Below are 7832 nucleotides of genomic sequence, written 5' to 3'. Positions count from 1 at the left end.
ATGGTGAAGTGAAGTTTATTCATGCCTCAACTTCAAAAGGCGTTATTATTTCTTCTTTGAACGAAAAATACTGGAATAAAGCCTATCTTCATGCCCAAAGAATCCTTTAATTCGAAATATATAGCAGTTTAGTTTTCTGCGATTTAACATAAGAAAATTTTTCTATGTTTTCCTATCTCAATTGAATTAAAATAAGTAACTTCATGGTGAATTAAAAACTATTTGTCATGAAAAATTTGAAGCAGTTAGACAGAAAAAGAATGAAAGGAATTGCAGGGGCAGGTTATCCTATTCCTTACCCAGATTTTTGCTATGATATTTGTAGCCCGTCAGGAGGTACATGGGTACCGCAAAGATGTGCCTGTTTGTGTGTTCTTGAACCTTAACAGGTAATAGATATAAATATTTGAGAGAGCGGAAACGCTCTTTTTTATTTGTTATAAGGCGATATAATTAGTTGTATTAAATATTCCGGGCTCATCAAGTTTAAAAAGGTTTTGCTGAAGTTTTTCGTATCTTTGGCGCGTATAATTTTAAACTAGAAACATGTCGTTACAGCAAACAATTGAAAACATTTGGGATAACAGAGATTTATTACAGAATGAAGACAGCCAGAAAGCCATCAGAGAAGTTATTTCTTTATTGGATTCCGGAGAGCTTCGTGTCGCTGAACCTACGGTAAACGGATGGCAGGTAAATGAGTGGGTAAAGAAAGCGGTAGTAATGTATTTCCCAATTCAGAAGATGGAAACCATTGAAGTAGGCCCGTTTGAATTTCATGACAAAATTCCTTTGAAAAGAAATTATGCAGAAAAAGGAGTAAGAGTAGTACCTCATGCCATTGCGAGAGAAGGATCTTTCGTAGCTTCAGGAGTGATCATGATGCCTTCTTATGTAAATATCGGTGCTTATGTAGATTCAGGAACAATGGTAGATACATGGGCAACAGTAGGAAGCTGTGCGCAGATCGGTAAAAACGTTCACCTGAGTGGCGGTGTTGGTATCGGTGGGGTTTTAGAACCATTACAGGCAGCTCCGGTAATTATTGAAGATGACTGTTTCATCGGTTCAAGATGTATCGTTGTGGAAGGAGTACACGTAGAAAAAGAAGCAGTTTTGGGAGCAAATGTAGTATTGACAGCTTCTACAAAAATCATTGATGTTACAGGAAATGAGCCTGTTGAAATCAAAGGAAGAGTACCTGCTCGTTCAGTAGTGATCCCGGGAAGCTATACCAAACAGTATCCTGCCGGAGAATATCAGGTTCCATGTGCTTTGATTATTGGTCAGAGAAAAGAATCTACAGATAAAAAAACATCCCTTAACGATGCGTTAAGAGATAATAATGTAGCTGTTTAAACTGATATCAAACTAATACCCGTACAGTCTTGAAAGAAAAATTTTTAAAACTGATATTAAACCCTAAATATATATTTGGGGTTTATCTTATTATATCCGTTGTGACGGCAATTTCCAAGTATTTCAGGGGAGATTACGCCATTAATAATTATCTGATCTTTAAAAATGTATTTTTCAATACGATCCATCAGAAAAACTTATTCATCCATTATCCGGATCTCTATTTTGATCTGAACCATTACGGGATATTTTTCAGCTCACTTATTGCAGCTTTTGCTGTTATGCCGGATTGGCTGGGTATTTCCTTATGGAATGTAGCCAATACATTTCTCTTTGTATATGCCATTTATAAGTTGCCTTTTTCCGATAGCAAAAAAGCCCTTTTCGGATTGTTTTGCCTGCAGGAATACATTACGGCGGCTTTAAGTTTGCAGTTCAATGTGGCATTAACGGGACTTTTATTGTTATCCGCCGTATATATTTACGAAAGAAAAGAAGTGAAATCGGTGACGGCGATATTGGTGGGTATATTTGTAAAGATTTATGGAATTGTAGGGCTTTCACAGTTCTTCTTCATTCAGAATAAAAAGAAATTCATCCTCTCAGGGGTTGCTATTGCCGTAGTGTTTTTTGTACTTCCTATGGCCTATTCAAGCCCACAGTTTGTAGTGCAAAGCTATATGGAGTGGTACCATTCCATTATTGAAAAGAACAATGAAAACCAGGTGTTGGGAAATATGCAGGACATTTCTTTGATGGGCTTTTTCAGACGAATTCTGGGAGATGCCTCCATTTCGAATCTGGTGTTTTTAGCCGTTGGATTACCCTTATTTGCATTGCCGTATATCAGAATTAAGCAATATAAAAACTATGCGTTTCAATTGATGATTCTGGCTTCTACGTTATTATTTTTAGTATTGTTCAGCTCAAGTTCGGAATCTCCTACGTATATTATTGCGGTAGTGGGCGTGATGATCTGGTTTTTCTTGCAAAAGGAGAGAAGTCCATTAACTATAGGGTTATTGGTTTTCGTGATTATTTTCACCTGTTTCTCTACATCAGACTTGTTCCCAAAATGGGTAAAGCATGATTATATCATCAAATATTCATTAAAAGCTGTACCTTGCATTGTGGTCTGGCTAAGAGTGGTGTATGAGCTTTTAACCAAAAATTTTGAAACAGATTACAGTCTGAAATAATATTATGAAGAAAATTTCCATCGTCATTCCTGCCCATAACGAAGAAGGAAACGTTGCTTTGGTTCACGAAAAAATAAAAGAGGTTTTTTCCGGATTAAACAATTATGATTTTGAAATAATCTTCGTGAATGACGGAAGCAGGGATAATACCCAGCAAAAATTAGAAGAACTTTCCGGACAGTTTGATGAAGTGAAATTTATTGAATTTTCAAGGAATTTTGGGCATCAACCTGCTGTAAAAGCAGGAATGGATCACGCTCATGGAAACGCAGTGATCTCTATGGACGGAGATCTTCAGCATCCACCGCAACTTATCCCGGAAATGATCCGGAAATGGGAAGAAGGCTACGATGTGGTTTACACCATAAGAACCTATTCTAAAGAAATTTCCTATTTCAAAAGAAAAACTTCAGACTTTTTTTATAAACTATTGTCCAGCCTTTCTGACGTTGATTTAACCAAAGGAGGCGGATCGGATTTCAGGCTTTTGGATGCCAATGCCGTAGAAGTGATGAGAAATTTCAATGAAGATGATCTCTTCCTGAGAGGATTGACCAGCTGGATGGGCTTTAAGCAAACAGGAATTGAGTTTACTGCTTCAGAAAGAGTAGCCGGAGAAAGCAGTTATAATCTTAAAAGAATGATCAAGTTTGCCTTTACGGGCATTACCGCTTTCAGTGTAAAACCTCTGTATATTGCAGCATATTTAGGATTTCTATTTTCCGCGATTTCTGTAATCGGATATGCCTTGTATGTAATTTATGCGTTTGTTGCCAAAACGGAGATCTCAGGTTGGGCATCATTGATTATGACGATTGTATTTTTCGGAGGGCTGCAATTGATTATCCTTGGAATTATTGGGATGTATCTGGGGAAAATCTTCAAGCAGGTAAAAGAAAGACCGAATTATATTATTAAAAATAAAAACTTTTAAAATGGTATTATTGAGTTTTGATATTGAAGAGTTTGATATGCCATTGGAATATAAAGGAGAAATTCCTTTTGATACACAAATTTCCATTTCCCAACACGGACTTGAAAATATTTTAAACATCTTAAAAAAGCATCAGGTAAAAGCTACCTTTTTCTCTACGGTAGTCTTTGCGGAACACAGCAAACGCCTGATCGAAAGATTATTACAGGAAGGTCATGAATTGGCTTCACACACATGGTTTCACTCCGAATTTGAAGAAAAACATTTAAAAGAATCCAGAGAAAAGCTGGAAGAACTGTTTTCCACGAGAGTAACGGGATTAAGAATGCCCAGAATGATGCCTGTCAATGAAAAGGAAGTGGAAAACGCGGGATATGCTTACAATTCATCTATCAATCCAACTTTCCTTCCGGGAAGATATAATAATTTAAAAGTTTCAAGAACCTATTACAAAGAAGGAAACATAATGCAGATTCCGGCTTCGGTTTCGCCCAATTTCAGGGTGCCGTTGTTTTGGTTAAGCTTTCATAATTTTCCTTTATCCCTATACAAAAAGCTGGCTTCCGACGTTTTAAAAAAAGACAAGTATCTCAATGTTTACTTTCATCCGTGGGAATTTTCCGACATTAAAGATGAAGCTTTCAAACTGCCTGGTTTTACTACAAAAAATACAGGAAAGGAAATGGTAAAACGATTTGATGAATTTGTCGGCTGGCTGAAAAGTAAAAACTATAGCTTCGGAACATTCCAGGAATTTCAAAAACAGATACCATCATGAAGATTGCTTTTGACGCAAAACGTTTTTTCCATAATGCATCAGGATTAGGCAATTATTCAAGGGATCTTGTGAGAATTCTTGCTCATTATTTCCCGGAAAATGAATACCTGCTTCTCAACAAAAACAAATCGGAGAGAGGGAAAGAAACATTAGAAAAACCTAATGTTCATTTTATCGGAACCACGAAAGGAAGAATGTCCCGCCAGTTTAAAATGGGACTCGACGCACAGAAAGAAAAAGCTGACATTTTTCATGGCCTATCCGGTGAATTGCCTTTAAAGTGGAACAAAACGTCCATTAAAAAAGTAGTCACCATTCATGATCTCATCTTTGTAAGATATCCGCAGTATTATTTTTTTTTCGACAGGAAAATTCATTTATGGAAGTTCAAAAGAGCGGCTCAGATTGCGGATAAGATCATTGCCATTTCAGAACAGACCAAAAAAGACATCATTCACTATTTAAAAGTTCCCGAAACTAAGATTGAAGTCATTTATCAGGGTTGTCATCAGGCTTTTAAAGAACAGCAATCTGAAGAACTAATTCAGCAGACGAGACAGAAATTTAATCTTCCTGAAAGATTTATTTTAAATGTAGGAACAATAGAAGATCGTAAAAACCTTCTGAACATTGTAAAAGCCATACAGGGAACTGATATTCCGTTGGTTGTGGTAGGAAAGAAAACTAAATACTATCAGAAAATAGCTTCATTTATTACTAAAAACAGTATGCAGAAGCAGATTCATTTTCTTGAAGGAGTTTCTATGAATGAGCTTGCCGTTATCTATAAACTGGCCGATGTTTTTGTGTATCCAAGCTTTTTCGAAGGTTTCGGAATTCCAGTTATTGAAGCATTATTCTCTAAAACCGTAGTCATTACAAGCAACAGAAGCTGTCTTCCGGAAGCCGGAGGAAAAGATTCCGTATACATCAATCCGGACAACCATCTCGATATCCGATCTAAAATTCAATTTTTGTGGGATAATGAAGCGGAAAGAAAACGCCGTGCAGATAAGGGTTTAGAGTTTGTTCAGAAGTTTAATGACAAGGCTATTGCAACTGATCTGATGAACTTTTATCAAAAAATTCTTTGAAAATTCATGAACAGTTTAAAAATAAATCCTACATTTGTACCTCAAATTTCAACAATGAAACCGAATTTTTTAACAATGCATCATTATCATCATCATCTGCAAAGACGGAATTGATTGATATGTGTATATGTTAAAAATCAAAATAATTAAAACCGTCTGAGTAAACAGGCGGTTTTTTTGTTTCTATATTCTTTCGGAAATTTCAAATCAACAGTTTTATTTACTCAGACTCAAAAAAAGTAAAATGAGTAGATTAAAAATTGCGATTCAAAAAAGCGGCCGGCTGTACGAAGACTCCTTACAGGTTCTCAAAGACTGTGGCATTTTTGTCAACAACGGAAAAGACCAGCTTAAAGTTTCGGTGGATAATTTTCCTGTTGAGATCATGTATCTGAGAAACTCCGATATTCCTCAATATCTGGAAGACGGAGTAGTAGATATAGCCATCGTTGGTGAAAACCTTCTGATAGAAAAACAGAAAAACATTGAAGTGGTGCAGAAACTCGGCTTTTCAAAATGCAGGGTTTCCATTGCTGTTCCCAAAGAAGTGGAAACAGACGATATCGCCTATTTTCAGGGTAAAAAAATAGCGACTTCCTACCCGAATACACTTAAAAAATTCCTGGATGATAACCGTATTTCAGCAGAAATCCACGTGATTTCAGGATCTGTGGAAATAGCCCCGAATATAGGATTGGCAGACGGAATCTGTGATATTGTGAGTTCAGGAAGCACCTTATTCAAAAACGGATTACGTGAAACTGTTACCTTACTGAAATCCGAAGCCGTATTGGCTAAAACTTCCTCTCTGGAACCGGATAAAGAAAACATTCTCGATCGTTTTTTATTTCGCATCAAAGCCGTTTTAAAAGCCAAAAATTCCAAATATATCCTGATGAACGTTCCTGATGAAAAAATATCTGCCGTTTCCAATGTTCTTCCGGTACTTAAAAGCCCCACCGTACTTCCATTGGCAGAAAAGGGATGGAGCAGCATTCATTCGGTGATCGATGAAGAAAGATTCTGGGAGGTCATCGATGAACTTAAAGAAAACGGAGCCCAGGACATTTTAATAATTCCAATCGATAAAATGGTGATTTAATATGAAGATGTATCAATATCCTGCAAAGGAAAAATGGACCGAACTGACGAAACGCCCGGTTCTGCAAAGAGAAGAGATTTCAGAAACAATAGCCAATATCTTTTCACTTGTTCAAAAAAATGGTGATAAAGCCCTTTTAGAGTTGAGCAAAAAATATGATTCCGCAGAGATCAGCAATATTTCAGTTTCTAACGAAGAGATCGAAGAAGCTTGTGCAATGATCGGTGAAGACCTGAAAAAAGCCATTCAACAGGCCAAAGAAAATATTTCAGCATTTCACGCTTCACAAAAAGAAGGAACCGTAAAAATAGAAAAAACAAAAGAAGTGATCTGCTGGAGAGAAAACAGGGCGGTCGAAAAAGTAGGAATTTATATTCCGGGCGGAACAGCACCCCTGTTTTCTACCGTTCTGATGCTTGCCGTTCCTGCTCAGTTAGCAGGCTGTAAGGAAATCGTTTTATGCACGCCGCCTGATAAAAACGGAAATGTAAATCCGGCTATTTTATATGCGGCCCGACTTTGTGGAGTTACCCGGCTTTTTAAAGTAGGAGGAGCTCAGGCTATTGCGGCTATGGCTTTAGGCACGGACAGTATTCCACAAGTGTATAAAATTTTCGGGCCGGGAAATCAATATGTTGTAGCCGCTAAAGAATATGCCCAACAATACGGCGTTTCAATCGATATGCCTGCAGGACCGAGTGAAGTATTGGTGATTGCCGATGAAAAAGCTGTCCCTGAATTTTGTGCCGCAGATCTGCTTTCACAAGCTGAACATGGAAGTGATAGTCAGGTAGTTTTTATTGCTACAAGCTTGCCTGTTTTAAAGCAAACGATCAGGGAAATTGATGAGCAGATGAAGAAGCTTCCAAGAAATGAAATGGCTCAGCAGTCTTTAAACAACAGTAATTTTATTTTACTCGAAACAATAGAGGAAGCGATTGAATTCAGTAATCTGTATGCGCCGGAACATCTCATTTTAGCTATAGAAAATTTTGAAAAATATATTCCTGAAGTTCAAAATGCAGGCTCCGTTTTTCTTGGGAATTATTCCTGTGAAAGCGCCGGAGATTACGCAAGTGGAACCAATCACACGCTTCCAACCAATGGTTTTGCCAAAAATTACAGTGGCGTTTCTTTAGACAGTTTTGTAAAGAAAATCACTTTCCAGCATTTATCAGAAGAAGGATTAAAAAATTTAGGAAAAACAATAGAAATCATGGCACAGGCGGAAGGATTAGCCGCTCACAAAAATGCCGTTACCATAAGACTAAAACAGAAGAAATAATGAAAACATTCACTCTTAATACATTCGTTCGAAAAAATATATTAGAATTACAGCCTTATATAAGCTTCAGGGATCATAATG

At 37.1% G+C, this 7832-nt stretch carries 9 protein-coding genes; all 9 read left to right on the top strand.

Annotation, left to right across the window (positions count from 1 at the left end; translation table 11 throughout):
• Nucleotides 1-110, top strand: a 110-nt coding sequence (locus ACGHIN_RS15875; protein ID WP_390455719.1) for an NlpC/P60 family protein, incomplete at its 5' end; no start/stop codon positions are given.
• A 117-nt stretch (nt 111-227) separates the two neighbouring features.
• Nucleotides 228-386: a bacteriocin-like protein gene (locus ACGHIN_RS15870; RefSeq protein ID WP_390455716.1), complete on the top strand. Its 159-nt coding sequence runs from the start codon at nt 228-230 to the stop codon at nt 384-386.
• A gap of 160 nt (nt 387-546) precedes the next feature.
• Nucleotides 547-1359, top strand: coding sequence for a 2,3,4,5-tetrahydropyridine-2,6-dicarboxylate N-succinyltransferase (locus ACGHIN_RS15865; protein ID WP_390455713.1), 813 nt, complete (start codon nt 547-549; stop codon nt 1357-1359).
• 29 nt (nt 1360-1388) lie between these two features.
• Nucleotides 1389-2558 carry a glycosyltransferase family 87 protein gene (locus tag ACGHIN_RS15860; RefSeq protein WP_390455711.1) on the top strand — a complete coding sequence of 390 codons (1170 nt, stop codon included), beginning with the start codon at nt 1389-1391 and terminating at the stop codon, nt 2556-2558.
• A gap of 4 nt (nt 2559-2562) precedes the next feature.
• The gene (locus tag ACGHIN_RS15855) at nt 2563-3492 is read left to right on the top strand and encodes a glycosyltransferase family 2 protein (RefSeq protein ID WP_390455708.1); all 930 of its coding nucleotides are present in this window, start codon (nt 2563-2565) and stop codon (nt 3490-3492) included.
• Nucleotide 3493: 1 nt separating this feature from the next.
• Complete coding sequence (locus tag ACGHIN_RS15850; RefSeq protein ID WP_390455705.1) at nt 3494-4270, top strand: polysaccharide deacetylase family protein; 777 nt, start codon at nt 3494-3496, stop codon at nt 4268-4270.
• A complete protein-coding gene (locus ACGHIN_RS15845; protein WP_390455702.1) occupies nt 4267-5364 on the top strand; it encodes a glycosyltransferase family 4 protein in 1098 nt (365 codons plus the stop codon). The genes ACGHIN_RS15850 and ACGHIN_RS15845 overlap by 4 nt, the downstream gene beginning before the upstream one ends.
• A gap of 244 nt (nt 5365-5608) precedes the next feature.
• A complete protein-coding gene (gene hisG / locus ACGHIN_RS15840; protein WP_390455699.1) occupies nt 5609-6466 on the top strand; it encodes an ATP phosphoribosyltransferase in 858 nt (285 codons plus the stop codon).
• Between the two features lies 1 nt (nt 6467).
• A complete protein-coding gene (gene hisD, locus ACGHIN_RS15835) occupies nt 6468-7751 on the top strand; it encodes a histidinol dehydrogenase (RefSeq protein WP_390455696.1) in 1284 nt (427 codons plus the stop codon).
• Nucleotides 7752-7832: the final 81 nt, after the last annotated feature.

Origin of the sequence: Chryseobacterium barbadense, assembly GCF_042849955.1 — a bacterium.
GTDB lineage: Bacteria > Bacteroidota > Bacteroidia > Flavobacteriales > Weeksellaceae > Chryseobacterium.
The sequence above is the reverse complement of the archived record's forward strand: the minus strand, read 5'-3'. Positions and strand labels throughout refer to the sequence as shown.

Coding starts and splice junctions, on each gene's coding strand:
- ACGHIN_RS15870 (WP_390455716.1), top strand. CDS start 228: ATGAAAAATTTGAAGCAGTTAGACAGAAAAAGAATGAAAGGAATTGCA.
- ACGHIN_RS15865 (WP_390455713.1), top strand. CDS start 547: ATGTCGTTACAGCAAACAATTGAAAACATTTGGGATAACAGAGATTTA.
- ACGHIN_RS15855 (WP_390455708.1), top strand. CDS start 2,563: ATGAAGAAAATTTCCATCGTCATTCCTGCCCATAACGAAGAAGGAAAC.
- ACGHIN_RS15850 (WP_390455705.1), top strand. CDS start 3,494: ATGGTATTATTGAGTTTTGATATTGAAGAGTTTGATATGCCATTGGAA.
- ACGHIN_RS15845 (WP_390455702.1), top strand. CDS start 4,267: ATGAAGATTGCTTTTGACGCAAAACGTTTTTTCCATAATGCATCAGGA.
- hisG (WP_390455699.1), top strand. CDS start 5,609: ATGAGTAGATTAAAAATTGCGATTCAAAAAAGCGGCCGGCTGTACGAA.
- hisD (WP_390455696.1), top strand. CDS start 6,468: ATGAAGATGTATCAATATCCTGCAAAGGAAAAATGGACCGAACTGACG.